The 24,644-nt window shown below is 56.8% G+C and carries 23 protein-coding genes; 11 read left to right on the forward strand and 12 right to left on the reverse strand.

The features are described from left to right. Positions 1-3: 3 nt before the first annotated feature. The 10 genes from EL361_RS08975 (at position 4) to EL361_RS09020 (ending at position 9,226) form a co-directional block, all read left to right on the forward strand. Positions 4-477: a pilus assembly FimT family protein gene (locus tag EL361_RS08975; protein WP_126378686.1), complete on the forward strand. Its 474-nt coding sequence runs from the start codon at positions 4-6 to the stop codon at positions 475-477. Beyond that, complete coding sequence (locus tag EL361_RS17325; RefSeq protein ID WP_126378688.1) at positions 474-875, forward strand: prepilin-type N-terminal cleavage/methylation domain-containing protein; 402 nt, start codon at positions 474-476, stop codon at positions 873-875. The genes EL361_RS08975 and EL361_RS17325 overlap by 4 nt, the downstream gene beginning before the upstream one ends. A gap of 57 nt (positions 876-932) precedes the next feature. Further along, positions 933-1,322 carry a type II secretion system protein gene (locus tag EL361_RS08985; RefSeq protein ID WP_126378690.1) on the forward strand — a complete coding sequence of 130 codons (390 nt, stop codon included), beginning with the start codon at positions 933-935 and terminating at the stop codon, positions 1,320-1,322. Positions 1,323-1,335: 13 nt separating this feature from the next. Beyond that, entirely contained in the window at positions 1,336-1,875 is a 540-nt protein-coding gene (locus tag EL361_RS08990) for a prepilin-type N-terminal cleavage/methylation domain-containing protein (RefSeq protein WP_126378692.1), read from the forward strand. Positions 1,876-1,888: 13 nt separating this feature from the next. Then, positions 1,889-4,129 (forward strand): hypothetical protein, encoded by a 2,241-nt coding sequence (locus tag EL361_RS08995; RefSeq protein ID WP_126378693.1) that lies wholly within the window; start codon positions 1,889-1,891, stop codon positions 4,127-4,129. A gap of 33 nt (positions 4,130-4,162) precedes the next feature. Beyond that, on the forward strand, positions 4,163-4,438 hold the full coding sequence (locus tag EL361_RS09000; protein WP_126378695.1) for a hypothetical protein: 276 nt from the start codon (positions 4,163-4,165) through the stop codon (positions 4,436-4,438). Between the two features lie 311 nt (positions 4,439-4,749). Further along, complete coding sequence (locus EL361_RS09005) at positions 4,750-5,115, forward strand: CGGC domain-containing protein (protein ID WP_126378697.1); 366 nt, start codon at positions 4,750-4,752, stop codon at positions 5,113-5,115. A gap of 184 nt (positions 5,116-5,299) precedes the next feature. Beyond that, positions 5,300-6,058 (forward strand): substrate-binding periplasmic protein, encoded by a 759-nt coding sequence (locus tag EL361_RS09010; protein ID WP_126378699.1) that lies wholly within the window; start codon positions 5,300-5,302, stop codon positions 6,056-6,058. Positions 6,059-6,080: 22 nt separating this feature from the next. Continuing rightward, positions 6,081-8,789 carry an ATP-binding protein gene (locus tag EL361_RS09015; RefSeq protein ID WP_172961688.1) on the forward strand — a complete coding sequence of 903 codons (2,709 nt, stop codon included), beginning with the start codon at positions 6,081-6,083 and terminating at the stop codon, positions 8,787-8,789. 50 nt (positions 8,790-8,839) lie between these two features. Next, on the forward strand, positions 8,840-9,226 hold the full coding sequence (locus EL361_RS09020) for a response regulator (RefSeq protein WP_126378703.1): 387 nt from the start codon (positions 8,840-8,842) through the stop codon (positions 9,224-9,226). Between the two features lie 19 nt (positions 9,227-9,245). Here EL361_RS09020 and EL361_RS09025 read toward each other — a convergent pair whose 3' ends face one another. Then, positions 9,246-10,412, reverse strand: coding sequence for an ATP-grasp domain-containing protein (locus EL361_RS09025; protein ID WP_172961689.1), 1,167 nt, complete (start codon positions 10,410-10,412; stop codon positions 9,246-9,248). A gap of 87 nt (positions 10,413-10,499) precedes the next feature. After that, positions 10,500-11,504, reverse strand: coding sequence for an HD-GYP domain-containing protein (locus EL361_RS09030; protein WP_126378707.1), 1,005 nt, complete (start codon positions 11,502-11,504; stop codon positions 10,500-10,502). Between the two features lie 203 nt (positions 11,505-11,707). Between EL361_RS09030 and EL361_RS09035 the strand changes: the two genes are divergently transcribed. Then, complete coding sequence (locus tag EL361_RS09035; RefSeq protein WP_172961690.1) at positions 11,708-11,980, forward strand: FmdB family zinc ribbon protein; 273 nt, start codon at positions 11,708-11,710, stop codon at positions 11,978-11,980. A 2-nt stretch (positions 11,981-11,982) separates the two neighbouring features. Here the strand turns inward: EL361_RS09035 and EL361_RS09040 are convergent, their stop codons facing one another. The 10 genes from EL361_RS09040 to murD form a co-directional block, all read right to left on the reverse strand. After that, positions 11,983-13,653, reverse strand: a complete 1,671-nt coding sequence (locus EL361_RS09040) for a radical SAM protein (protein ID WP_126378711.1) — start codon at positions 13,651-13,653, stop codon at positions 11,983-11,985. Between the two features lie 108 nt (positions 13,654-13,761). Continuing rightward, entirely contained in the window at positions 13,762-15,141 is a 1,380-nt protein-coding gene (locus EL361_RS09045) for a M23 family metallopeptidase (protein WP_172961691.1), read from the reverse strand. A 164-nt stretch (positions 15,142-15,305) separates the two neighbouring features. Further along, positions 15,306-16,691: a cell division protein FtsZ gene (gene ftsZ / locus EL361_RS09050; RefSeq protein WP_126378715.1), complete on the reverse strand. Its 1,386-nt coding sequence runs from the start codon at positions 16,689-16,691 to the stop codon at positions 15,306-15,308. Positions 16,692-16,752: 61 nt separating this feature from the next. Next, on the reverse strand, positions 16,753-17,982 hold the full coding sequence (gene ftsA, locus EL361_RS09055) for a cell division protein FtsA (RefSeq protein WP_126378717.1): 1,230 nt from the start codon (positions 17,980-17,982) through the stop codon (positions 16,753-16,755). A 31-nt stretch (positions 17,983-18,013) separates the two neighbouring features. Then, on the reverse strand, positions 18,014-18,835 hold the full coding sequence (locus EL361_RS09060) for a cell division protein FtsQ/DivIB (protein WP_126378719.1): 822 nt from the start codon (positions 18,833-18,835) through the stop codon (positions 18,014-18,016). Further along, entirely contained in the window at positions 18,832-19,716 is an 885-nt protein-coding gene (gene murB, locus EL361_RS09065; RefSeq protein ID WP_126378721.1) for a UDP-N-acetylmuramate dehydrogenase, read from the reverse strand. Before murB ends, EL361_RS09060 begins: the two co-directional genes overlap by 4 nt. A 10-nt stretch (positions 19,717-19,726) precedes the next feature. Next, on the reverse strand, positions 19,727-21,094 hold the full coding sequence (murC, locus tag EL361_RS09070; RefSeq protein WP_126378723.1) for a UDP-N-acetylmuramate--L-alanine ligase: 1,368 nt from the start codon (positions 21,092-21,094) through the stop codon (positions 19,727-19,729). A 31-nt stretch (positions 21,095-21,125) separates the two neighbouring features. Continuing rightward, positions 21,126-22,217, reverse strand: coding sequence for an undecaprenyldiphospho-muramoylpentapeptide beta-N-acetylglucosaminyltransferase (murG, locus tag EL361_RS09075; protein WP_126378725.1), 1,092 nt, complete (start codon positions 22,215-22,217; stop codon positions 21,126-21,128). Further along, positions 22,217-23,350, reverse strand: a complete 1,134-nt coding sequence (gene ftsW / locus EL361_RS09080) for a putative lipid II flippase FtsW (RefSeq protein WP_126378727.1) — start codon at positions 23,348-23,350, stop codon at positions 22,217-22,219. Before ftsW ends, murG begins: the two co-directional genes overlap by 1 nt. Continuing rightward, positions 23,347-24,642: a UDP-N-acetylmuramoyl-L-alanine--D-glutamate ligase gene (murD, locus tag EL361_RS09085; protein WP_126378728.1), complete on the reverse strand. Its 1,296-nt coding sequence runs from the start codon at positions 24,640-24,642 to the stop codon at positions 23,347-23,349. Before murD ends, ftsW begins: the two co-directional genes overlap by 4 nt. Positions 24,643-24,644 lie beyond the last annotated feature (2 nt).

The following is a 24,644-nucleotide window of genomic DNA, read 5'->3' on the forward strand; positions in this document are numbered from 1 at the left end:
ACAATGCGTAAAGCTCATTGCCAATCGGGATTCACACTGCTTGAAGTTGTCGCCACGCTGGTGATCTTCGGCATGTTGATGACCGGGGCTATGCTGGCCTTGAACGACGACAACGACATCCGCAAGGAAGCCGACCTGTTGCGCATCCGCTTACGCTATGCCCAATCCCGGGCCATGGGGGAAAACATCCCCTACGGTATCATCTCGACAGGTAGCCAGTACCATCTCTTCAGGGGGGCTGGAGCAGCACAGACGCCCGTTTTTCCGGGAGTTTCAACCATCAATTACGCACCCCCATCAGATATCAATGTTCCCGCCTTCACCATCTCCTTCGACCAATGGGGGGTGCCCTACAGAGACAGCTCCCAGAATACAGCAATAAACGCAGCTTTGACCCTGGCTCTCACGACGACCTCTGGAGGGGCAACCATTACCGAATCAATCACTGTCATCCCCACCACCGGATTTGTACCATGAGCCAACTCCAACACACGAAGTGCAAAGGCTTTACCCTCATTGAGCTCATTGCCGTGCTTGTCATACTGGGGATTATTGCAGGATTTGCCATCCCGCGCTTTGCTACCCTCCGCGACAATGCCGAATCAGCATCACTTGAAGGCGTGATGGCCGCTGCAGTTTCGCAATGCAGCATCGAACATGCAAGGCTTGTCCTTGACCCGACTTTAGCTGGCGGTGGTGCAACAGTAAGCAATATTGCGACCAATGCCGCAAACAACGTCAGCTACGATTCCGTAAAATTTCAAGCTCCCGACTTCGCTGCCAATGCGGGGGCAGACACCATCACTATTACGGTAAACTATAATTCGGGACAGGGGAGCGCAACAATCGCTCCTGTCATTTGGGAACAACCCTAGGCCTGCCAAAGCACTTCAACTGTCAAAGCAATCGCAGATATCAACCCGGAGAAAACAATGACCAAAACACGCCCTCTGAGACAGCGCACAGGATTCACCCTGCTCGAAGTTGTCCTTGCTTTGGTTATTGGTCTCTCCATGTGCCTGTTGCTCATTCAGGTGGGAAACATCCTAAAGATGGGGCCACAGACCGTGAGCATGGTCGATGTGCAATACGATACCATGCGCGAGGTCGAACAACTGGTCAGTGAATACCGCGAAGAGCTTAGCGAAGATTCCCTGAACCTGAACAGCCTGCTCTCCAACTGGGCCTCGGACAACGACGTGACCATCACGACCCAGACCATCTCCGTTGGTGCAACGGACGGATCATACACCTTCAGCAACGTCCGCCAGGTGCAGATGTCCAAAAACGGACAAAGCATCACGGCCTATTTCACCGAGTAGTCGGAGTCATGGCATGAAAAAGCAACGCAAACCTGGCTTCACATTGATCGAGTTGATCTCTGCGTTGGTTCTGACCACCATCGTCGCCACGGCCTTTTTCTACGCCTTGGTCTACGGCGTTCAGCAGTACGTGCAGAGTTACCAGACGGCGTCTCTTGCGCAAAAGGCGCGTCTGGCTCTGACTCGCATGCACGTGGAACTCACCGAAATCCAAGACATCGATCAGGCTCATAGCGGCAATATCGATGGCACCCATTTTTTCTACATCGACCACAATGGCCAAGCTGGTTCCCTTGAGATTTCAGGATCGACCATCGCCATGAACGGCCAGTTCACACTGGTCGATGATCTGGCCTCATTCGCCTCGGGCGAAACCCTGTTTACCTACAGTGACGGTAACGGCAATACATGGACCCCGGCAGACGGGTTCGACGATCTCTACGAAGTCACCATCACCCTGAGAATGGAGTCACTGGATTCAAACTCCCTTGCCTTCACCCACACGGTGAACCCTCGCAACTCCTCCAACCTCAACGCACCCAAGTTGCAATAACCGGAGTCGCGCAATGATGAACCTTACCAGCATCAACACAAGACCCCGTGGCGCCGTCCTGCTCATGGTTGTCTTCACGCTCCTGGCTCTGGGTGCCGTGACCGCCACCATGTCCGGCTTCATCTCCACCACTCATGTGGAGCAGGCCCACTCTGCAACGGCCCGTCAGGCTTTCTATGCCGCCGAGGCTGGCATCCGCATCGTTGCGGCGGAATACAACAAATCCGCAGTAACCGATGACAAGAGCGACATGCTTGAGGACGTTTCGGGCAAGACCTTCAACCTGACTGGCGATGGGAGCCAACAATTCGACCTCAATGTCTTTTCCTACGGCTTCCAGGTCGCGTCACACGATGCAAGCACCAACACCATCGTCGCCAAGGCTATCGGCAACATCCCCTTGCAGGATATGGAAGACCTCAGCTCCTCCACCATCGATTTCCCTGCTGGGAGCATGATCAGTGTGCAGGACGAAGTCGGCAACGACATCCCCGTGACTCTGGCAAGTGCCGGGTCCATCAGCACCGGAGCAGGTGGCACTCAGTATGTGACCTTCACCTACACCCCGCCCACGGGCACGATCCCCATTGATGCCAGTGCGGACCTGGACTTCGTAGGCATCGCCAACCAGACCAGCAACGGGGTTTCCGGCAATGCAGATGCTGTCAGTGGCCTGCCATCCTCCATGGACAACTTTCCTGCCCACAACGGGCGCATTGCCATCTATGGCGAGGACAAGACATACACCTACCGTACCCTGACCGTGGAAGCCAACGGCTCGGTCACATTAAGCGGCCTTGAGCCGGAGTCCGGCACGTTCTCGCTGGCGGATTTTCAAAGCGAAACCCTGATCCTGCGCAAGACTTATGGCTTCCAATCCATTGGTCGCGTGACCACGGGCGGAACTACGGCCACCAAGGTGCTGGCGTACTACGACTCTCCCGTCGAGAATGCTGCGGAGCTCGACCCTGATGCCGACGCCGCAGGGCCGACCATCCTGATGTATGATGTCAGTGACTTCAATGCCAACGATCTCACGGATTCCGACGGCGACAACGTTGTTGCCATCAAAGCCTATACGGCATCGCAGGGAAACCACACCTATTACGCCGCCATCCATAGCCTGTGCGAGAATCCCTGGGTCAACACCCCCTGTGAGCATACACTGCGCCTGGGACGCGAAACCGATTTCAGTGATCGTTGGAAGGTGGACACCCGCCTGTCCTATGATGTGCAGGTCAAGCTCTCCACGGCTTGGAAGCTGCCCTTTGGCATGAATGGTGTGCTGGTGCGTTACCATCGGTCTGGAAGCAACACTAATTTCTACGGTTTCTCGTTCATGAAATACATCGACCCCACCGAAACCACTCTGCCCAGTGGCGTGGTAGGCGATCATATTCCCAATGAACTGAAGCCCCCGGGACAAGGTTCCACGATCTCCAGATGGCAGCAGGCTCCAGAATATGAAGGCGGTAGCCGCCCTCTGAATATCACCGAGAACGACAACATCCTGTTGGTCTTCTGGCGCCAGGCCGGTTCACGGCGCGAGTGGTTGGCTTACAAGGAGGTCACAGACGACCTGGCCGCCTATCCCAAGCAATGGAGTGGTGACGGCCGTATTATCAGTGATAACACAACCCTGCTCGTGCGCGTGGAAGAGCAATTCGTGCAGGGCAAGAAGGTCAACCGGATCAAGGTCTTCTATGGCGACGCTTCGTATCAAATACCGAGCATTGTGGCCCGTACTCCAGACACTCTGCCCTACGACATTATTGCAGGAAACGGCGAACGCGGCCGCAGCCGCTACCAGACCGAATGGGACAGCAGCAGAACACACGCCTTCCCCAGTTGGCCACCCTACACCATTGGTGACTGGGCCATTACTGATGACTTCTTCACTCATATCCAGTCCGCCCCTACGTATAGAGTGGACGGAACCCTGCGCCCCTGCACATGGGACGCGGTCAACAGTACTGCCATCAACAGTACTGCTCTCGCGGCGGCAGACATCCGTATCCTGTCTGATGGGGCCACCATCCGCACTCAGGAATTCCTCACGCCCAATTCGGCATCGTGGCCAGCCAGTATCACGAATTGGCCGGGCAACAGACCGGAAATTGCCTTTCACGCCGCAGGACGCATGATCACTTACAGCTATGAACGCAGAGGGTGGCGATGGCGTGCATACTCGGACCCATACAACTATGGGGCAACACTGGATGACCTGACCTACCGCTTCCTGTTTTACAATTAGATCGAGTACGGCCCAAATCACTTGGAGACCACTATGAAAACCATCACCGCCCTGACACTTGCTATTCTGTTACTGGCCGCAGCCCCGGCCTTTGCGCTGGTGTCCATGGACACCCCCGCCTCCGCTCCCGCCAATGCCCCGGAGCAATCCGTAGAGACCTCCCCGCCGTCTTCAGATGAAGCAGCGCCTTCTGCTCAGGGCTCTCAAGGCCAAACCGCCCCGGGCAAACAGTCCAGCGGAACCATCATCTACAAGCCAGCGACCAAGGGCCAACCCGGCACCATCAGGAGCGCACCCGTCAGTCAATAACTCCTTCCCGCAGGTGTACTCTGGCAGAGAGGTCTCAACCATAAGCAAGCTGGGCCCACCTGCGCTGTTCATGAACGGCGCGCTTTGAGTCTTTTCGCCCCATACAGCCCACTCAAAATCCCCCTTATCCACTCAAAAAAGACTCATCCCTCGCCTGAACAAAGTACTTACTCGCCCCTTCGATTCTCCCAACAAGCTGAAATACTGCACTTAAAAACCAGGCACTCTTCCTGCATTTTCCCACTTCGACCCAGCAATCAGGGCGCATTATGCGCCTGAATTTCGATCGATTCACAACAGGGAGAACCACAATGGAAAAGATTCTGATCATCGGATGCAAAAACACCATGGACGATGTCTGCATTGGTTGCTCGCGCTGTCTTGTGGCCTTCAACCGCCGGGAAGGGGCATTCAAGCAATATGAGGGCAAGGAAGCGCAAGTCATGGGAATCCTGAGCTGTGGCGGCTGCCCGGGCGCCAGCATCGTCACCAGGCTGATCCAGGTCAAGCTGTGGAACATGCCTCTGGACGAACGGCCCACGGCAATACACGTTGGCCCTTGCATCAGCGACCACTGTCCCGAAGCCGACACCATCATCACAAAAATCCAGGTCAAGGCTGGAATCCCCGTCATCGAGGGCACCCACGCCTATGTCCCGGACAAGATATTTGCCTGATTCCATTCCGCCCCTTACATCAAAGGGGCGGAATTTGATTATTTTTCTCCTAAAAATCAGTCTCTGATGTCCTGACAAGTGCACAACGACGTGCTACGGTCTGTCATCAAGGAATTTGTCAGGGTTTGCACAACACAAGACGCAAAACCCCGCCAAACGAAAGACTCATCTCAGGGAGAAACCGATGCGCTATGTTCTGGGCCTGCTGCTGGCCGCCCTCCTCCTGTCCGTCTCCACGCAGATTTCCCAAGCCGTTGATTCAACCGACATCCCCGAAATCCGCGTTGTCGGGCCTTCGTGGGAAGGCTTTACCAACCGCGACGGGACCGGGCTCTATCACGAAATCCTCAATAAACTCTTCGCGCAATACGGCATCCGCATCCACCGGGAATACGTGCCTTCGGAACGTGCCTACCATCTGGTCCGCACCGGGCAGGCCGATTTCATGACCTGCCACGACAAGCCACTACACTCCCTGATTTTGGCCAAATACCCCATGTACGCCGGACGCTATTATGCATTTTTCAACCGCGAAAACATCGGCGATTGGAACTTTCCTGAAAGCATGAAAGATCGCTCCATCGCGTGGCGCATCGGCTATTACGACGAATCGAATATCCCGGTGCCCATGAAAGTGCGCGAGGTCAAATCCGGCACATCAGGCCTGGGAATGGTTATTCTTGGCAGGGTCGACTTCTATCTGGATGACCTGAATTTCATTCAGGACTCCATCAGAAGCAACACGATTCCCATGGACATGGATGACTTCAGAATTGAAACCGTGGGAACCCGCTCCTACCACCCTGTGTTCAACACCTCGGAGCGCGGCTCCCAGGTCATGAAACTCTATGATGAGGGCATGGAAAGACTCTACCGCAGCGGTGAACTCAAGAAGATCTTCCAGCGCTGGGGATTCCCCATGCCGGACTACGAAATCCCCTGATCCCTCTGCCAGGACTGATATCATGACCAGCACCAAGCACACTGTCTCGCTTGCCGATTCCATTGGAACACGGCTGCTGATGCTGGTCTTTGCAATCTATGTCATCGTCACGGCGGCACTCACCGCCATGCACATGTACTCGGAATTCGACAACACCAAGACCAACGTCGGTCACGAGCTCCGAGCTCTGGTCAAGACACTGAACCAGGGACTTGGCACAGCCATTTACAATGTCGACGACGCACAGATCCGCTCCATTCTCGACGGCGTCATGGAAAGCCCCATTGTCGTCGGAATCCTGATCGAAACCGAATATCAGGGAAACTTCACCGCAGGGGAAATCTCGCCGCTTTCCACTCCCGAGGACACCGCCCTGCTCACATACTCGGATACAATCATGTATTACGAGCCTGGTTCCTCCACCATCCCCATGGGGACACTCACCCTGCACTCCAGCCGGAGCGTCATCCTTGGCAAGGTCTGGCACAGCCTGATGCTGATCCTGATCAACTCGGTCCTCAAAACATTTGCCCTATGGGTCATCTTCCTGTGGATGAGCCGGGCAATGCTTTCACGCCCCCTGGCCAAACTGACGGCTGCCGCACGTGAAATCGACCTGGACAAGCTCGACAATCTCACCGTGGATGCAGGCACCAAAGGTCGCAACGAATTGAAGGTCCTTGAAGAAGCATTCAATTCGATGATCGAAAAGCTTTTGCGCTCACGCAAGCAGTCCGAGCGCCTGACCAAGAGCCTGCGGGAAGCGGGATTGCAGCTTGGCGAATACAACAGAACACTGGAAGAAAAAGTACGGGAACGGACCAGGGAACTGAACCGTGTTCTGGAGGAAGTTCAGAAATCCAGACAAACGGCAGAGATCGCCAACAAAGCCAAAAGCGATTTTCTGGCCAGCATGAGCCATGAAATCCGCACGCCTCTGAATGCTATCATCGGCATCTCGGACGTCCTTGCCGAAACCGAACTGACCCCGGAACAAAACCAGTACGTCAATATCTTCCGCAATAGTGGCGAGACGTTGCTATCCATCATCAATGATATCCTCGATTTCTCAAAGATCGAAGCCGGACAGGTCACCCTGGAGCATATCCCGTTCAGTATCGAAGATGTCATCGAAAACGCCTGCGACATCATGGCGCCCAGCGCCTTTGACAGGGGGGTCGAACTCCTGTGCAGGGTGGACCCAAAAATTGCGCAAATGATAGAGGGTGACCCTACCCGCCTGCACCAGATCCTGTCGAATCTCATTTCCAATGCCATCAAATTCACCGAGCACGGGGAAATCACGGTTTCCGCAACGCATTCCGGCGGGCCCAACAAAGGTGAAATCCTGTTCAGCGTGCTGGACACAGGCATCGGCATCCCGGAAGACAAAAAAGAAATCATCTTCGAAAGCTTCACCCAGGCCGATTCTTCCACAACTCGCCTCTTTGGCGGCACCGGGCTTGGTCTGGCAATCTGCAGCCGTATCGTACACCTCATGAACGGGCGTATCTGGCTGGAGGACAATCCCGAGGGAGGCTCACTCTTCCAATTCACAGCCCGATTCGGCGTCCCCATCCAGGTGCAGAGACACCAGCCGCTGTCCTTCCTCAGAGATGCTCGAGTTCTGCTCGTGGAGCCCAACAGAGTTTGTCGCCAAGCCCTGAGCATGGACTTTGAATCTCTGGGAGCAGAGGTTCATGCATTCCCGGATCAACGCACCGCCTTGACTATCTTTGAGCATAATAGCGAAGCCCTTGGTTATGATCTGATTCTGACGACCGATGGCATACAAGCTGAGAACAGCTTGCATCCTCTTGCAGGCCTATGCGCAAGCGATGGCCGCATCCTGGTTCTGACCTCCCCCCAGAGCGGATTGCTGCATGGGGGGGATGCCCTCGCCAGCACGGAAGTCGCTCTTGTCAAACCGTTTACGCATGGCAAGCTCATGCGAGCATTGGCTGAGTCTCCTGCTCAGCAGCAGAAAAAACAGAACGTCCCCAGTCTTCCCCAAGCCACCACCGGACTCTCTTTACTTCTGGCCGAAGACCAGGCCTACAACCGCAAGCTTATCCAATTCTATCTGCAGGGCAGCCTCCACACCCTGATCATGGCTGAAAATGGAAAACAGGCCGTCGAATTATTCAAGGCGGGGCAATTTGACGTGGTCCTGATGGATATGGAAATGCCCATCATGGACGGCTACACAGCCACCCGCCTGATCCGAAAGCACGAACTGGAGACGGGCCAAGCCGCCATTCCCATCATCGCCCTGACGGCTCATGCCTTTGATGAGCATGTCCAGAAAAGTGCCTCGGCAGGTTGCTCTGGCCACCTGACCAAGCCCATCAAGAAACACACCTTCCTGCAGGCGCTGGAAAACTTGACTTGCGGGAATAACGGCAATGTCCCGAGCACGCCCGAACCGGACATGAATTCCGCGGTCACAGTGGATCGGGCCATGCGCCCGCTGGTGGAAGAATTTCTTACTGAGGTGCGTACTCACATCGTCTCCATGCGCAAGGCTTCACAGCAAGGCGATCTGGAAAGCATTCGTGTTACCGGTCACAGCCTCAGAGGTGCTGGCGGGGGATACGGATTCAATGTGATTACCGAGTATGGGCGCTCGCTGGAAGCCGCTGCAAAGGCGGATGATGCAACACTGATCATGGACCAGATCGATCGTCTGGAACAACACCTCGACACCGTGGCAATCCGATATACCGACTAGAACAGGATCAACCGCATCGGCATCATGATTTGACGCAACGGAGATTCAGGATGAGCATCCTCATTGTTGATGACACCAAGAGCATTCGCTCCCTGATCGAATTCTTCCTGCAGACGCAGGGCTACGGCCCCATTCTGCATGCCGAGTCTGGAGAACAGGCGTTGGAGATACTGGGCGGCGATTCACAAGATGCGGAGAGCCAAGAAATCGAGTTGATCTTTCTGGATGTCATCATGCCCGGTATGGGCGGCCTTGCAGCCTGCAAGAGCATCAAGCAGGACGCCCGCCTCGCAAACACTCCGATCGTCATGATCACTTCGGACCTGACTCCGCAAACCATCGAAGCCGTCTTCGAGGCCGGCGCCAATGAGATCGTGCCCAAGCCCTTGGACAAAGCGACGTTGTTGGCCAAGGTGGCTGCGGTGCTGAACGACTGAATCGGCCCTGAGCAAGCGCCTACTTCATCCGCAGATATTCCTTGAGATCCGAACGCAGGATACTATCCAGTTCAGACAAGTTATCCTTGGTGTGGCGTGCAAACATGAAGGCAAAAACGGGGTATTCCGTCCAGTCAATGCGTCTGAGTTCCAGCGGTTCGGTGAAATGCCGCGTGAAGGCATCGTAATCCACCGCTGCAATATCGCTAGTGGCAACGTCCGATGAAATATCCGCAATGACAACACTGGTCACGGTCCCTTCCCGCTGGGCAATCAAGGCATCCCAATCCGGGCGTTCACCACACAGATACATGCTATAGGGATCAATACCCCAGGCGTGCCAAGTCAAATCAGCCACGCACCAGCCCGCAAAACGCATGGGGTTGGCTTCAATGAGTCCGACCCGGCCATCCGCATCCAAGCGCAACTCGATATGTGAAGGGAAATTCTTCAGCCCGGCCAAACGTCCGATGCTGTCCATCAACTCCGTGAATCCGGCCAGATGCTCTCGCACTATATCCGGCGAGGTCACGTAGACCCGATCATTGAGATGATTCTCATCCGGGAACATGTGGTACAGAATATTCAGGATAACGGGCTGGCCTGCCTCGTCCCAGTAGACATCCACCGCATATTCATCACCGGGAATATTCTCTTCGATGATGAAGGTGTCCACGGCCAGCACCTGCTCCGGATACTGGGAGCGGATGCTGTCCACCTCGTCCCGGATGGCAGCGACGGTCTGTGGCCATTGCTCGTCACTCTCAACCTTGTGCACACCAAGGCTGAAAAAACCTACAGCAGGCTTGATGATGAACGGTTTGCCATAGAACGATGGGTCCACTTCGTCCAGCTCATCGAAGGCCACGGCGGCAAATCCGTAATCCGGGTACATGGGCTGAAGCAGTTGGCGGAAGCGCACCTTGTTCTTGAAGCGGTCAATGCGGTCCGGCAGCCCCGTATCTGCAAGATGCCTAGCGATCCAGCCAATGGCATTCTCGGAATTGGCATACAGGCGCGGAGCCTCGGCCTCACGTGCCATTGCGGAAAACCGTTCAGCAGGCATCAGATTCGGACTTGCTCCCAAGGCGGCACGGGCCTCTGGAGTATCCAGCACCGGAATATTGTGCATGGCGATGCGTCCTTTCAGATATTCGGAGACATACGGCTTATCGAGCAGAATCATCACAGCCTCACTTGCTGTCGGAGTGTTCATAAGAGTCGGCAAGGTACACCAAACCATTCCGGAGGGCTACAGGAGAGCCCTTCAAGACTAGTTGGAGATCTTGATTTCGGCGTTGGACAGCACCAGGATCAGGCGCTTCAGGGCGTCCAGATCAAAGGCTTCCTTGTGAGACTTGATGCGATACAGGGCTTCATAAGGCGAAAGCGCAGAACGCCACCCGGAAGCACGAGTCAGACCATCGTATTCGTTGCACACGGCCAGGACCCGAACATAGTACGGCAGCGCTTCGCCACCAAGTCCGGAGGGGAAACCCGAGCCATCGCAATGTTCATGATGAAACAGAATGCAATTCAGTGTTTCCTGTTCCAGAGGAACCGAAGAACACAGTCCGACTCCTGCCGAGGGATGTGCCCTGAACGCAGCCAGCAATCCGTTGGTCAATTGAGAAGGATCAGCGTCCAGCACAGTATCGTCCAGCAGTGATTTGCCCAGGTCATGCAACATGGCCCCGGCACAGCATTTGGTAATCAGGGCCTTGTCCGCGTGCTCGTATGTCCCCAAAACGAACGCTGTGAGCACCGTCACGCCCAGGCTGTGGTTATACAGCTTGTAACCGGGGGCCACGAGGCTGGCCAGATGCTTGAGTGCCCCCTTGACCGCGAAGAAATCCACGCTGGAGCGAAGGAGTTCCACGATCTCCTTGAATCGACGTTTGGAAAACCCCTTGGGCAGGCGCTCCTCGAACAACTTCCTGGTCAGTGCCACGGAGGCCTGGTGCCAGGCCTGGCTCCGCTGCTCCAAAGAAATCCCCTCGTCGTCGAGGATATCCTTCAGATTGTCGATGAGGTAGCGGGTATAGCCCGCCCGTTCACCACTCTGGACGTAGACCTGATTAATTCCGAGCCCGTCGAGCTTCTCGCGGTGTGAAGCGGTAAAGGCTTCACCCTTGCGGGTGTACAGAACATAGGACCCGCCCTGTTTCAAAAACAGGGTGAATCGCCCCTTGCCCCAAGGCCGGATGAGTTTCGGGCTGATGGCAAAAAAATCGTTTTCACCAAGTGGCGGCGTGGAAGTCTGTGGATTGTCTGGCATGGTGTATCGAATCGAGGAGTCTAAACGGTCTTGTACCCAGCCTTTGATGATCGGTTAATCCGTCTGGGGTGTCAAAGGATTTCGCTGTTCACAATCATCGCAAGGTCCGTGGTCCTTGACTTCGCGGCCCTGGAGATTACTATCCGCAACGAAGGCCGAACCACGGCACAGAACCGACTTTCCCGATGAAGGAGCCTCTTTCCATGCCGATGTACGAATATGAATGCGAAAAATGCGGATATGTCTTTGAAGACCTGGCTAGCCCCGATGCCCCTTGCCCGCCCTGCCCAAAATGCCAGGAACAGACACGAAAAGTGATGTCCAAGGCTGCCATCCGCACGGAATATGCCAGTCCCATCGACCGAGGTGTTGCCCCCATCAGGGGATACAATCCCACTGGCCGAAAAAACGTGTGCCCCATGGCGGGTGGCTGCGGCACAGGTGGCTGCGGTTCAACAGTGGGCAACGACGACTAATTTTACTTGGCTGGCTGAAGCCACTTCCCCATACCACAGAGATTACAGGCCTCGCACGGTGCATCACCACAGTGCCGCGAGGCCTGTTCCTTTTTATAACGCTGCCATTCGCGCCACAGGAACTTTCTGTCCACGCCCATTTCCAGACACTCCCAGGGAAAGACTTCATTCTCATCGCGTTCACGGTCCAGAATCTGCGCCGGATCGACGTCCCACTGCTTGAGGGCCTTTTTCCAACTCATTCCAGGCCGGGCAGCCGCTTCGGCCAAATCAAATATCTCCTCGCCCCCACGGGCCAACAGGGCCTGCAAGCGCGCTGAAGATGGTTTTTCGACCATGGCCCGAAACCCCTTCAGGGGCTTCACGACCGCACGAATCTGCTGCATGGCGCTGGAGAGTTGCTTTTCCGTAGCCATGGGAGCCCACTGAAATGGCGTCCAAGGCTTAGGCACCAGGCAACTGGCACTCACCGTCACATGGTCAATTCCCTTCTTCTTGCCTCCGCGCCCTTCATCGATGGCCTCGGCCACAAGCTTCAGGAATTCGCCCAATTCCTCATAATCGGCCGGGCCTTCTCCGGGCCAGCCTGCAATGAGATACATCTTCAGATGGTTGAACTGCAATCGGCTGGCACGGCGCACGGCATCCAGAAAGGCCTCTTCATCCAAGCGCTTGTTCACGGCAGTGCGCAGACGGCGGCTGGCCCCTTCCAACGCCAGGGTCAGACTTCGGGTACCCGTACGACGCAGGAACTCCAACAACTCCTCGCTCAATCCATCGGCCCGCAGTGATGCCAACGAAAATTTGGTGCCCCGTTCGTGGAGCCATTTCAGAAATGGCAACAGCTCCGGCCAATCCGTAAGCGCTGTGCCCACAAGGCCGACCTTGAGCGGGTTGGCTGCCTCCACCTTGGCCTGCAAGGTCGCCATGTCAGCATGGCGCGGCGGACGATAGATATAGCCGGCGGCACAAAACCGACAGCCATAGGGACAGCCTCTGTTGACCTCCAACAGAAACATGTCGCGAAATTCCGATTCAGGGCTGACAAAGCACGAATGCCCGGGTTCGGGCAGCGTCCGGTTGGCATTTTCGGGAAGCGCCCGGCGCACAGTTCCACTCGTGAGACCTGGAGCGTATACTCCCACTCGTTGCGCGACAGCAGCCACGAAGTCACCTGGTTCGCCCCCGTCCAGGACGTGACTGGCCAAATCGACCAGCAGGGTATCAAACCCGGCCTCGGCCTCCCCCACCCAGAACAGATCGATCGCCGGAGCTACGGGGGCAGGGTTCAAGAATGCCAAGGGTCCTCCAGCCAGCACAAGGGGCCACCCGTTCCGGTCATCCCTGCGTGCTGGGACACCTGCCCGACCCAGAACCTCCACAAGGCCTTTGATCTCCTCCTCGAAATTCAAGGAAAAGGCGATCACCGGAAACTCGGATAATTCCCGTCCCGAATCATAGGCAACAGGCGGCTCGTCGCCCCCCTCCCAGAAAAAACGCTCCACCGCAATTTCGGGGCAATCATTGAGCAGCTTCCACACAACCTGCCAACCAAGGGTGGACAAAGCCACCTTGGACGGTTGGGCAAAAACAAGGGCCACAGGCAGTCGCCCGCCCCATTCCTTGAGGGCCGGACGATCACGCCCATAATAGATATGCGGATTATCGCTCATGGGCGCTTTGTAACTCCAAACCCTTCAAAAGGGAAACCGCCGCCTCTGGGGAGAAGGCGACGGTTCATGGGGATAGACCGGACGGGCAGGAGAGCGCGTCCGGAAATTCTATTGGTTCACGGATGTATTTGCAGCATCGGCAGCAGTTGCCGCATTCGCAGCAGCATCTGTAGCGGCAGCGGCATCTGCATGCATGACTCCGGCACTTTCCAGTTTGGCCAGCAGCGGGCCGATCAGAGTCTCGAACTCCGCCATCTGTTTTTCAGCAATGGGAGCGCAGGACGGAGATTTGATGCGCCTGGGATTGACGAAGCTGCCGCTCTTTTTCATGCGGAAGTCCAGGTGTGGCCCTGTGGACATGCCCGAGGACCCCACATAAGCGATGACCTGCCCCTGCTTGACCCGAACACCTTGTTTCATGCCCTTGGCGAAGCCCTTCAGATGCATGTAGGTGGTCTCGTACACACTGTTATGGCGAATCTTCAGATATCGACCGCCGCCCTTGTCCCAGCCCTTCTTGATGATCAGGCCGTCACCCACGGTCTTGACCGGAGTGCCCATGGGGGCGGCATAGTCAATGCCCGGATGAGGGCGACGAATCTTCAGAACGGGGTGCAACCGACGCAGGTTGAAGCCCGATGAAATCCGCGAAAAATTAAGAGGAGCTTTCAGGAAGGCCTTGCGCAGGGAACGACCATTCTCATCGTAATAGCTTTTGATGCCGTGCTTGTCCGCAAACAGAAAGCCCTTGAAAGACTCACCCTGGTTCACGAATTCAGCAGCCTCGATGGTACCGTAACCAGAAAACTTGCCATCACGGAACCGCTTTTCCACCACGGCACTGAACATGTCACCCGTGCGGATGTCCCGGATGAAGTCGATGTCCCAGGCAAAAATCTCGGACAGGCGCACTGCCAAGGCCGGGCTCTCGCCGCAATCGGACACGGCACCGAACAACGAGGAATCGATCCGACCACGGACCACTCGCGTCTCGGTGTCATAGACGATGGGCTCCTTCAAAATATCATAGCCCGCACCACCACGGGCGACCACCAGCATTTCTTCCCCGGAAATTTCGTATTCGAAACGCTCAAGTTCACCCAATCGGGACACAATACGGTACGGACGTCCGGCCTTCATTCGCGACAGCGGATACACGTTTTTGCTGCGGTTATTCAACTCGTGGATTTCGCCAGGAGACAGAAATTCAGACAACAGTGCAGCAGCCGTCTGCCCGCGCTTGATTTTCAGTTTGACCACATCGAGCATTGGTTCCGGCTCGACAGCAGAAACGACTTGCACCTCGGGAGTGCTGATGGACTCGGTAGCAATGACCGAGGCACCGTCAGCCTCTGTCATTTCAACATGACGTTCGGAAGGGTTGTGCACCATGACGACAAAGAACGCGATACCCGCGACAACGATAGCGGCACAAGCCAGCTTCGCGCACAGGCTGCGCCTACGCTCGGCTTTACGGTCCCTGAACATATTTCGGCTCGATCGTGTAAATAGTCCCATGTTGCTCCCGTGTCAGCGGATAACACTCCTCTCCCATCCCTGCAAAGGGGAGAAGCAGGGGCCGAGGCAACGGGCGGCGAAATCCATCGCGCCCGGCCCCTTGCTTCTTCGGGGGAGGATACTACCCGAATTTGTTAGTCAGCCTGCATCCTGATGAAGGACGGAATCTCGAATTCCTCTTCATCGAAGACAAAGTCTTCGGTGCCGGGGCTTGAGGTCCCGGTCTGCTGCACGCTCATGGTCTGAGGCTGTGCCTCGCGGATCTGATGCGTGGGGGCAGAAAAGGACTGAGCCTTAACTGCGCGGACGGGTTCGGGCTGAGCCTGAACAGCGCCCTGTGCCCTGGTGCCCTTGGCACGCAGGAAGGCCGGAATTTCCAAATCCTTGTCACCCCGGGCAGCGTTCAACCCTCGCTGGATGCGTTCCTCACGGACCGATCCTCCAGAGATCTCCGGAGCAATGGAAGACCGGGGAACGGGCTGGGCCATCTTGCCTGCGCGTCCACCCTGCAACTGCAGCAATTTAGCCATCTTGTCGTCCACAGGAGGGGCCATGTGCATGGCATTGCTCTCGATACCCGTGGCGATGACGGTAATACGCATTTCATCTCCGGCATCCTGATCGAAGACCGTACCGAAATAGATACGGGCATCTTCGTCGGCTGCCTCAGAGATGGTACTGGCGGCTTCGGAAACCTCATCAATGGTCAGGTCGGGTCCGCAGGTCACGTTGAGCAGCACACCCTTGGCACCATCGATGGATACATCTTCCAGAAGCGGACTGGTGATGGCCTTCATGGCGGCCTCGCGGGCGCGGGTCTCGCCCCGTGCGATACCGGTACCCATCATGGCCAGACCCATCTCGCTCATCACGGCCTTGACGTCCGCGAAGTCCAGGTTGATCAGACCGGGAACCATGATCAAATCGGAAATGCCCTTGACCGCGAAGTACAGCACTTCATCGGCTTTCTTGAGCATTTCCAGGAAGGTTGCCTTCTTGGATGCCAGAGACAGCAGCCTGTCGTTGGGGATGGAAATCAGACTGTCCACACTGTCGGACAGGGCCTTGATGCCATCCTCGGCAGCCTGCAAGCGGCGTTTGCCTTCAAAGTAAAAGGGTTTGGTCACAACACCCACGGTGAGTGCGCCAGCTTCCTTGGCGCACTGGGCGATGACCGGAGCAGCACCCGTACCCGTTCCGCCACCCATACCGGCGGTCACGAACACCATGTCCGCACCATCGACCTGTTCGCGGATCAGATCCATGCTCTCCAGAGCGGCATCACGGCCGATCTCCGGGTTTGCGCCTGCACCAAGGCCCTTGGTCAGCTTTTCGCCAAGCTGAAGCTTGTGCTCTGCCTTGCTCTTGTTGAGCGCCTGCACATCCGTGTTTGCAACGATGAACTCAACTCCGCGCAATGCAGAGCAGATCATGTTGTTCACGGCGTTTCCGCCGCCGCCGCCAGCGCCGAACACCTTGATTTTTGCGCAACTGTCATTTTCAAGCTCGAGGTAATCCATGTGTATCCTCCTCCATGGTTGGCCGTACCCCCCGGCACAGCGTTTTCCCCGTTTCAATGCTTTACTTGATGTCAACAAACCATTTCCGCATCTTGCCAAGGATGCGGTTAAACACTTTTTTGTCGTCACGAATGCGGAAATTGAGCTCTCCGCCTTCCTTTTCGGCCCCGTACATCAGCAGCCCCGTGGCTGTGGCGAACATGGGGCTGTTGACAACATCCTTCAAACCTCCCACTTCGCGCGGATAGCCAATGCGGCAGGGCAGGTTGAAAATCTGTTCTCCCAGTTCCTGAAGTCCCTCGATAAGCGCGGTTCCGCCAGTAAGCACAACGCCTGCGGCAATCTTGTTCTTGAATCCGGAGCGGGACAGTTCCTGATCGATGAGCACCAGGATTTCCTCAACCCGCGGTTCGCAGATCTCGGCCAATACCTGTCTGGAAAGACGCCGTGGCTCACGGTCGCCCACACTGGGCACTTCAATGGTTTCCTCGGGAGACACCATCTCAGCCAGGGCACAGCCGTAACGTTCCTTGATCTGCTCGGCTGCGGCCATGGGAGTGCGCAGGCCAAAGGCGATGTCGTTGGTCAGATTGGTGCCGCCCAGGGCCAGCACCGAAGTATGCTTAATGGAGTCGTCTGAGAAAATTGCCAGATCCGAAGTCCCGCCGCCCAGATCCACCAAAGCCACACCAATCTCCCGTTCCTCGGGGGTCAGTACGGCCTTGGAGGAGGCCAGGGCCTCAAGCACGATATCCGAGACATCCAGCCCGGAGCGATGGCATGAACGCACAATATTCTGGGCACTGGTCACGGCGCCGGTCACAATGTGCACCTTCACCTCCAGACGCACACCAGCCATCCCGAGGGGATCATGGATACCTCGCTGGTCGTCCACGATGTATTCCTGAGGCAGGATGTGAATGACCTCACGATCCAGAGGAATCGCCACGGCCTTGGCTGCGTCGATAACACGCTCGACATCGCGTGGGGCGACTTCGCCACCCTTGACCGCGATAACGCCATGACTATTGAATCCCTTGATGTGACTACCGGCAATTCCGGCATAGACCGAACGGATGTCGCACCCGGCCATCAACTCAGCCTCTTCCAAGGCCTTCTTGATGGACTGCACGGTCTGCTCGATGTTGACCACCACACCCTTTCTCAGGCCCGTGGACGGGCTGGTGCCGATGCCCACGACATCAACGCCCTCGGGGGTCAGTTCGCCCACAACAGAGCAGATTTTTGTCGTCCCAATGTCCAGGCCGACGATCAATTCCGATTTGGCCATGACTCGACTCCTTGATCAGTGCAATTCGCGATCAGGTCCGTACCCAGACCTTGCCGCCGAAAATCCGTATTTCCCTGGTGCCAGCAGCTTCCCCACGCCGCTCAAGGTCTCCCCAGACCAGGGTTAAACGCTCCATATTCCGCTTCCATTCCTTCTCCGAGACCGACAGCCACAAGTCCCGTTCCTCAAAATATAATTCCAGCCTATCGGCATGAAGCCTGACCCATGCAGCCTGCCCTGCCTTGATGGGCAATCCCGCCTCGTTGAAATCCGCCATTAGATTAACGAGCCGGTCCAGGCTGGCGTCACCGCCCTGCCCCACTTCCAATTGCGGAAGTGAAACGAAGCGGTCGGAGGCTACGGCATCAATGACCGATCCATCGGCCTCGGCATAGAACAGTCCTTTTCCAGTGCGCATCCAGTAAGCCGGAATCCTTTCGGTCACGGCGATGGACAACTTACCCGGCAACACCCGCCGTACCGCCACCTGCTCGGTCCAAGGATTCGCGACCAGGCGCCCCTCGATATCCTCGATTCGCATATCAAGAGTGTTCACGCCGAGTTCCGTTCCGGTCAGAGTCACCAATTCTTCGGTACTCAGATGGCGGTTGCCCGTGACCTCAATCTCGGACAACGAAAAATACGCACTGGTGGTCAACCATCGAAAACTCACCAGGAGGCCCAGACTGAGCAGAGCTACAAAGCCCAGTCCCACCACAAGGGCAAACATCCAGACCAGCGCTTTTCCGGGGCGCAGCCTACCGCCACCACCAGCCGCACGGCCGTGATAACTGTTGCCCCCCTTGGAGCGAGGCAGGAGCCCACCTGTGCGCATGGTCGCCGCCATGGTCATGACACCACCTTGACTTCGAGTTCCAGCCCGACACCGAACCTTCGGGTAACCTCGTCCCTGGCGCTGGCGATCAGTTCGAAGGCCTGCTCAGAGGTACCGCCTCCTGCATTCACCAGAAAATTCGCGTGGATCTCCGAAAAAATCATCCCGCCAAGGCCCTTTCCTCTGAACCCTGCCTGTTCCAGCAATCGACCGGCAGCATCGCCTTCGGGATTCTTGAACACACAGCCAGCACTGGCCGCGCTGATGGGCTGCGAGGCCTTTTTCGTCGTCATATGCCGAGCCATGACCTCATCGACCAGAGGCTTCTCGGCACGGATCACATCCAACTCCACACCCATAACGATGAAGTAATCGTCGTAGGTGCGCGGTGCGAAAAAGCGGTAGTCCATGCGCACATCCTCGCGGCCAACCCAACGCAGTCCGCAGCAAGGACTGAACAGAAGGACCCGGGACAACACCTCGGCCATCTCGCAGCCAAAGGAGCCTGCGTTCATGGCGACAGCGCCACCCACGCTGCCAGGAATGCCGACCAAACCCTCAAGACCAGAAAGGCCCTGCTTGGCACACCAGGTGAGAAGCCTGGGCAGACGCATTCCCGCGTCGGCCTGCACCGTGACTCTTTCCCCGGTCTCATGAACGATTCTAGGGCCTCCGCCCTCGGGAACCCGCAACAGAACAATGGGCAGCGTGTCGTCCGACGCCAAAATGTTGCTCCCCCATCCCAACACCATGGGACGGCCTCCGGCCTTTTCCAGCACGGCGGGCAACTCGTCCAGATCCCGTTCATGGCCGATGTGCACTTCAGCCAGGGCGGGTCCGCCGAGTTTCAGGGTGGTTCGCTCACTCATGAGCGGTCCGGGCAACACTTTCAGTCCCATGATCTTCCTCTTAGTTTCCCTTCAGCCAGCCCGTGCCGACCTGCCAGATATTGCCTGCACCGAGGGTGATCAACAGATCATTCTCGCGCAGGACCTCGGGCAACGCCGCAGACATGGCGTCAAAATCATCAAAGAACAGCACCGGGGTCTCGGAGACCTGTCGGATACCCTGAGCCAGACTCTGTCCACTGACGCCGGGAATAGGCGCTTCGCTGGCCGGATATATCTCAGTCAACAGAAGCAGGTCAGCCTCGCTGAAAGCCTTGCAGAAATCACCAAACAGAGCTTGGGTCCGTGTAAAGCGATGAGGCTGAAAAGCAACAACCAAACGCTTGCTCGGATAACATTGACGAGCGGTATTCAGGGTCGCAGCAACTTCTGTGGGGTGATGACCGTAATCGTCCACAACCGTCACGCCACCCCGTTCGCCTTTACGCTCAAAACGCCTGCCCACTCCTCCGAATTCGGCCAACCCTTCAAGGATTGCTTCCTTGGGCAGGCCGGCCTCCAGAGCGATACCGATGGCGCCCAGAGCATTCAGAACATTGTGTCGTCCGGGCTGGTTGAGGCGCGCCTCGGCCCAGAACTCACCGTCCAGATACACATCGAAACAGCTTTCAGCCTCACACTCGGTGAGCACGCCCTTGATCCTGGCGTTCTCGTCATCCAGGCCATAGGTCATCACCGGGCGGTTGATGCGAGGCAGAATCTTTCGTACCCCGGGATCATCCAGGCAGACCACATTCAACCCATGGAACGGGACGGAATTCATAAACTCAACAAAGGAGTTCTCGATGGCATCCAGATTCGGGTAGAAATCCATATGATCCATGTCCACATTGGTGACCACGGTGATGATGGGCATCAGGCACAGAAACGAGCCATCAGACTCATCGGCCTCGGCAATGAGGTATTCACCCTCACCCAGCAGGGCGTTGGTTCCAAAGGTGTTCAACCTGCCGCCAATGATGACCGTGGGGTCAAGCTTGGCGGCGGTGAAGATGGAAGCCAGAAATGATGTGGTCGTCGTCTTGCCGTGAGTTCCCGCCACAGCAATCCCCGTGCGCAGGCGCATCAGTTCGGCCAGCATTTCAGCACGCGGGATGACCGGGATACCCATCTTGCGGGCCTGGGCAACCTCGGGATTGTCCTCGCCTACGGCTGTGGACTTGACCAGCACATCGGCCGCACCAAGGTTCTCGGCCAGGTGGCCCTTGTGGACCGTGGCACCCAATTCGACAAGCCGTTCGGTGACGCTGGAGCTGGCGAGGTCGGAACCGGCCACGTCGTAGCCCAGGTTCAACAGCACCTCTGCGATGCCGTTCATACCCGAACCACCGATGCCCACCATGTGTATTTTTTTGATCTTGTTTCTCATTGTATTACCTGTCGGTTCATGTTTCGGGAGATCAGTTCCCGGCCATCTCCTCGATGGCGTCCACCAGTCGCTTTGCAGCGTCCGGTCGCCCCAGGGAACGTGCCGCTTCGCACATCTGCGAGAGCCGTTCTGGAGCTTCGAAAATTTTGTATAACGAATCCGCAAGGTCTATTTCATCCAGCAGATTCTGCATCAGAATCACTGCGGCACCGCCACGCTCCAGATATTGGGCATTGGCTAGCTGATGATTATGTGTGGCCTGCGGAAACGGAATCAGCACGCTGGCCTTGCCCACCACGGTCAGCTCGGCCACGGTTGTTGCACCAGCCCGGCAGAGCACCGCATCGGCCCAGGCATAGGCCTCGGCCATATTGTCGATAAAGGCATCAATCCGCGCGCTCTCGTCCTTCCAGCCAATCTGTGCATACGCAGCGCGGACCTCATTCAGATCCTGTTCACCAGTCTGGTGCCAGAGTTCAAAACCCTTGTCCCTCAAACTCTGTAAAGAACCGGTAACGGCTTTGTTGATGGCATGGGCGCCCTGACTGCCACCCACGATGAGCAAGCGCTTACAATTGCCCTGCGCACTCTGGGGGGCAAGCTCTGCACCCTGTTTGACCAATGCTGTGCGCACCGGATTGCCCATCATCTCCACCTTGGCCGCATCAAAAAATCCATGTGCATCCGGGAAGCTCGTGAAGACCCGGTTCACCCACTTGCCCAGCAAGCGGTTGGTACTGCCGGGATAGCTGTTCTGCTCATGCACGGCACACGGAACACCGCGCAAGCAGGCAGCCAGCACAGGAGCAAAGCCCGCATAGCCACCAAAGCCCAACACAACCTGTGGCTTGAAACGAAGCATCAACCACCAGGAGCGCAATACAGCCAAGCCCAAACCAAACACCGCGCCAACGGCCCTGAATCCACGACCAATGACCCCACGTACGGGCAAACCCAAAAAACGCAGCCCGGCACGCTCCGCAAATTCCCGCTCACGCCCGTGCTTGCCACCCACGAACAACACATCGCAATCCGGGTGGCGGCGCTTGATTTCCTCGGCCACAGCCAGGGCCGGGAAAATATGCCCACCAGTTCCGCCGGTGGTCAGCACGATACGCTGCATCAGGCACGCCTCCGGGAGAGGTTCAGCAACACGCCGATACAGAAGCAGGACACGATCAGGCTTGATCCGCCATAGGACAAGAAAGGCATCGGCACACCCTTGGGTGGAGCCATGCCCAGCACCACGGCCATGTTCAGCACGGCACCGATGGCCAAAATCAGCGTCATGCCGTAGCCGATGAAACGATCCTGTGCATTGTCCTGGTCCAGAGAAACCTTGAATCCCCGCCACAGCAACAGACCCAGCAGCGTAAAAATCAGGGACACGCCGATATAGCCCAATTCCTCACCAACCACGGCCAGAATAAAATCATTGTGTGCCTCGGGCAGGAACAGCAGCTTCTGCTTGCCCGCACCCAGCCCCGCACCGAACCAGCCCCCTGAACCAAAGGCGAACAGTGACTGGACCAGCTGGTATCCGGTGTCCTGGGCATTGCCGAAGGGGTCCAGAAATGCTGTCCAACGCTTGATGCGATACGCCGACTGGGAGATGAGCAACCAGCCACAGCCCAATCCCAGAATCACTGAAGACCCAAGATAAACCAGGCTTGTGCCACCCACGAGGCTGACCAGGAACAGGAGCAGGCACAAAAACACTGCCCCACCGAAATCCGGTTGCAACAGCAGCAGAAGACACAATGAACCGGTGACCATGACCGGCGGCAGAAAGCCCACACTGAAGGTCTTCACCTGGTCCTGCTTATGGCTGAAGAAATAAGCCAGGTAGAACACCAGAGCGACCTTGGCGGCTTCCAGAGGCTGCATGGAGAACGATCCCAGACGCAACCAGCGCTTGGCCCCACCTGCCTCAAAGCCCAAGGGCGTGACCAAAGTGACCACAAGCAGCCCAATCACCCCGAACAGAATCGGATACGTCAGGCGGTAGTAAATCTCACGCTTAGCAAAGGCAGCCAGCCCCATCACAATCAGCCCGGTCAGAGCGAAGACGGCCTGGCGCCTGAAGAACAGATATTTATCGCCGAAGGAACGGTCAGCCATGATGCCACTAGCGCTCATGACCATCACCAGCCCGGCACCGATAAGCGCCAGGGTGCAGACCACAAGCACCCAGTCTACGCGCCAAGTGATAGCGTGACGGGGCAATGCCCCGGCTTCGACCACGGCCGCTCTCATGAATCCAGCTCCTCGAAAACGCGCTGGAAGTGCTTCCCGCGCTCCTTGTAGTTGACATACTGGTCAAAACTGGCCGTCGCCGGCGAAAGCAACATCACGTCACCCTCTTCAGCCCAGGTCATGAGCCTGCGCATGGCATTGTCCAACGTGGCTTCCCAAGCCAGGGACACATGCCCGGCCCAGGCCTTCTCAAAGACTTCGCGGCTGTCACCAAACAGGCACACAGCCCTGGCCTTGCGCCGTAACAATGGTACGAGGGCTTCCAAATCGCCCCCTTTGTACACGCCCCCAGCCAGCAGCAGCACCGGGCTCTCGAATGTTTCCAGGGCAGCGCGCAAAGCTTCCACGGTGGTTGCCTTGGAATCATCCACGAACAACACCCCCGCCTTGGTGCCTATCCGCTCCAGACGGTGCGGATACGGCTCAAAACTCTCCAGAGCTTCCCGCATGCAGCGCTCGGTGGAACCGAAGCGTTTGGTGGCCTGGAACACGGCCTCCATGTTAGCCTGATTATGCGTACCGGGCAGGCGTTCACATTCAAAACGATCCGTGGATTCAAACCATTTTATCCGCGCCTTGGTGAAGTGGTATTCTTCCAGCGTATCCCGCATCTCCACGGGCAGTACGGCCAGATCATCGGTGGTCATGAAAGCAAACATATTCAGCTTGGCACGGAGGTATTCTTCCATGTCGGCGTGGTAGTCCTGATGGTCAGGACTGAAATTCAACAGCACTCCGACTTCGGGATGAAAGCTGGTGCAGGCCTGAGCCTGAAAACTGGAAACTTCCAGGGCAAGGACATCAACTTCACGCCCGGAAAGCACATGCTCGGACAGGGGGACACCGATATTGCCTCCCAGGAACACGTTGAGCCCTGCATTTTGCAGGACATGGGCAGCCAGCCCTGTGACCGTGGTTTTTCCATTGGTCCCGGTCACGGCCAGAATGTGGCCTCCGGCGTAGCGCGAGGCAAGCTCCAGTTCGGAGATGATTTCCGGATTTTCGCCCACGGGCAGGAGCGCCTTGACGGTCCGCACCGGAATGCCCGGCGACATGACGATCAGTTGCAGACCGGCAAAGTCCTCGGTCTTGTGAGCACCAAGTCGCAATTCCACTCCCGCTGACTGGGCATCGTGCACATAAGTCTTGTCCAGCCCGTCTTCACTGCGTTCCAGCAGGCGAACCCTGGCCCCAAGGTCAGCCAGCAGCAATGCGGCCGCACGACCGGAGCGCCCTGCCCCGACCACCGCTGCCGTCACATTCTTCAAATTGCCTGCTTTCCTGCCGAACATCT

The organism is Desulfovibrio ferrophilus (assembly GCF_003966735.1).
Lineage (GTDB): Bacteria > Desulfobacterota > Desulfovibrionia > Desulfovibrionales > Desulfovibrionaceae > Desulfovibrio_Q > Desulfovibrio_Q ferrophilus.

Excerpts from the sequence above, each read along its gene's own strand:
- EL361_RS08975 (WP_126378686.1), top strand. The coding sequence starts at position 4 with ATGCGTAAAGCTCATTGCCAATCGGGATTCACACTGCTTGAAGTTGTC.
- EL361_RS17325 (WP_126378688.1), top strand. The coding sequence starts at position 474 with ATGAGCCAACTCCAACACACGAAGTGCAAAGGCTTTACCCTCATTGAG.
- EL361_RS08985 (WP_126378690.1), top strand. The coding sequence starts at position 933 with ATGACCAAAACACGCCCTCTGAGACAGCGCACAGGATTCACCCTGCTC.
- EL361_RS08990 (WP_126378692.1), top strand. The coding sequence starts at position 1,336 with ATGAAAAAGCAACGCAAACCTGGCTTCACATTGATCGAGTTGATCTCT.
- EL361_RS08995 (WP_126378693.1), top strand. The coding sequence starts at position 1,889 with ATGATGAACCTTACCAGCATCAACACAAGACCCCGTGGCGCCGTCCTG.
- EL361_RS09000 (WP_126378695.1), top strand. The coding sequence starts at position 4,163 with ATGAAAACCATCACCGCCCTGACACTTGCTATTCTGTTACTGGCCGCA.
- EL361_RS09005 (WP_126378697.1), top strand. The coding sequence starts at position 4,750 with ATGGAAAAGATTCTGATCATCGGATGCAAAAACACCATGGACGATGTC.
- EL361_RS09010 (WP_126378699.1), top strand. The coding sequence starts at position 5,300 with ATGCGCTATGTTCTGGGCCTGCTGCTGGCCGCCCTCCTCCTGTCCGTC.
- EL361_RS09015 (WP_172961688.1), top strand. The coding sequence starts at position 6,081 with ATGACCAGCACCAAGCACACTGTCTCGCTTGCCGATTCCATTGGAACA.
- EL361_RS09020 (WP_126378703.1), top strand. The coding sequence starts at position 8,840 with ATGAGCATCCTCATTGTTGATGACACCAAGAGCATTCGCTCCCTGATC.
- EL361_RS09025 (WP_172961689.1), bottom strand. The coding sequence starts at position 10,412 with ATGATTCTGCTCGATAAGCCGTATGTCTCCGAATATCTGAAAGGACGC.
- EL361_RS09030 (WP_126378707.1), bottom strand. The coding sequence starts at position 11,504 with ATGCCAGACAATCCACAGACTTCCACGCCGCCACTTGGTGAAAACGAT.
- EL361_RS09035 (WP_172961690.1), top strand. The coding sequence starts at position 11,708 with ATGCCGATGTACGAATATGAATGCGAAAAATGCGGATATGTCTTTGAA.
- EL361_RS09040 (WP_126378711.1), bottom strand. The coding sequence starts at position 13,653 with ATGAGCGATAATCCGCATATCTATTATGGGCGTGATCGTCCGGCCCTC.
- EL361_RS09045 (WP_172961691.1), bottom strand. The coding sequence starts at position 15,141 with ATGTTCAGGGACCGTAAAGCCGAGCGTAGGCGCAGCCTGTGCGCGAAG.
- ftsZ (WP_126378715.1), bottom strand. The coding sequence starts at position 16,691 with ATGGATTACCTCGAGCTTGAAAATGACAGTTGCGCAAAAATCAAGGTG.
- ftsA (WP_126378717.1), bottom strand. The coding sequence starts at position 17,982 with ATGGCCAAATCGGAATTGATCGTCGGCCTGGACATTGGGACGACAAAA.
- EL361_RS09060 (WP_126378719.1), bottom strand. The coding sequence starts at position 18,835 with ATGACCATGGCGGCGACCATGCGCACAGGTGGGCTCCTGCCTCGCTCC.
- murB (WP_126378721.1), bottom strand. The coding sequence starts at position 19,716 with ATGGGACTGAAAGTGTTGCCCGGACCGCTCATGAGTGAGCGAACCACC.
- murC (WP_126378723.1), bottom strand. The coding sequence starts at position 21,094 with ATGAGAAACAAGATCAAAAAAATACACATGGTGGGCATCGGTGGTTCG.
- murG (WP_126378725.1), bottom strand. The coding sequence starts at position 22,217 with ATGCAGCGTATCGTGCTGACCACCGGCGGAACTGGTGGGCATATTTTC.
- ftsW (WP_126378727.1), bottom strand. The coding sequence starts at position 23,350 with ATGAGAGCGGCCGTGGTCGAAGCCGGGGCATTGCCCCGTCACGCTATC.
- murD (WP_126378728.1), bottom strand. The coding sequence starts at position 24,642 with ATGTTCGGCAGGAAAGCAGGCAATTTGAAGAATGTGACGGCAGCGGTG.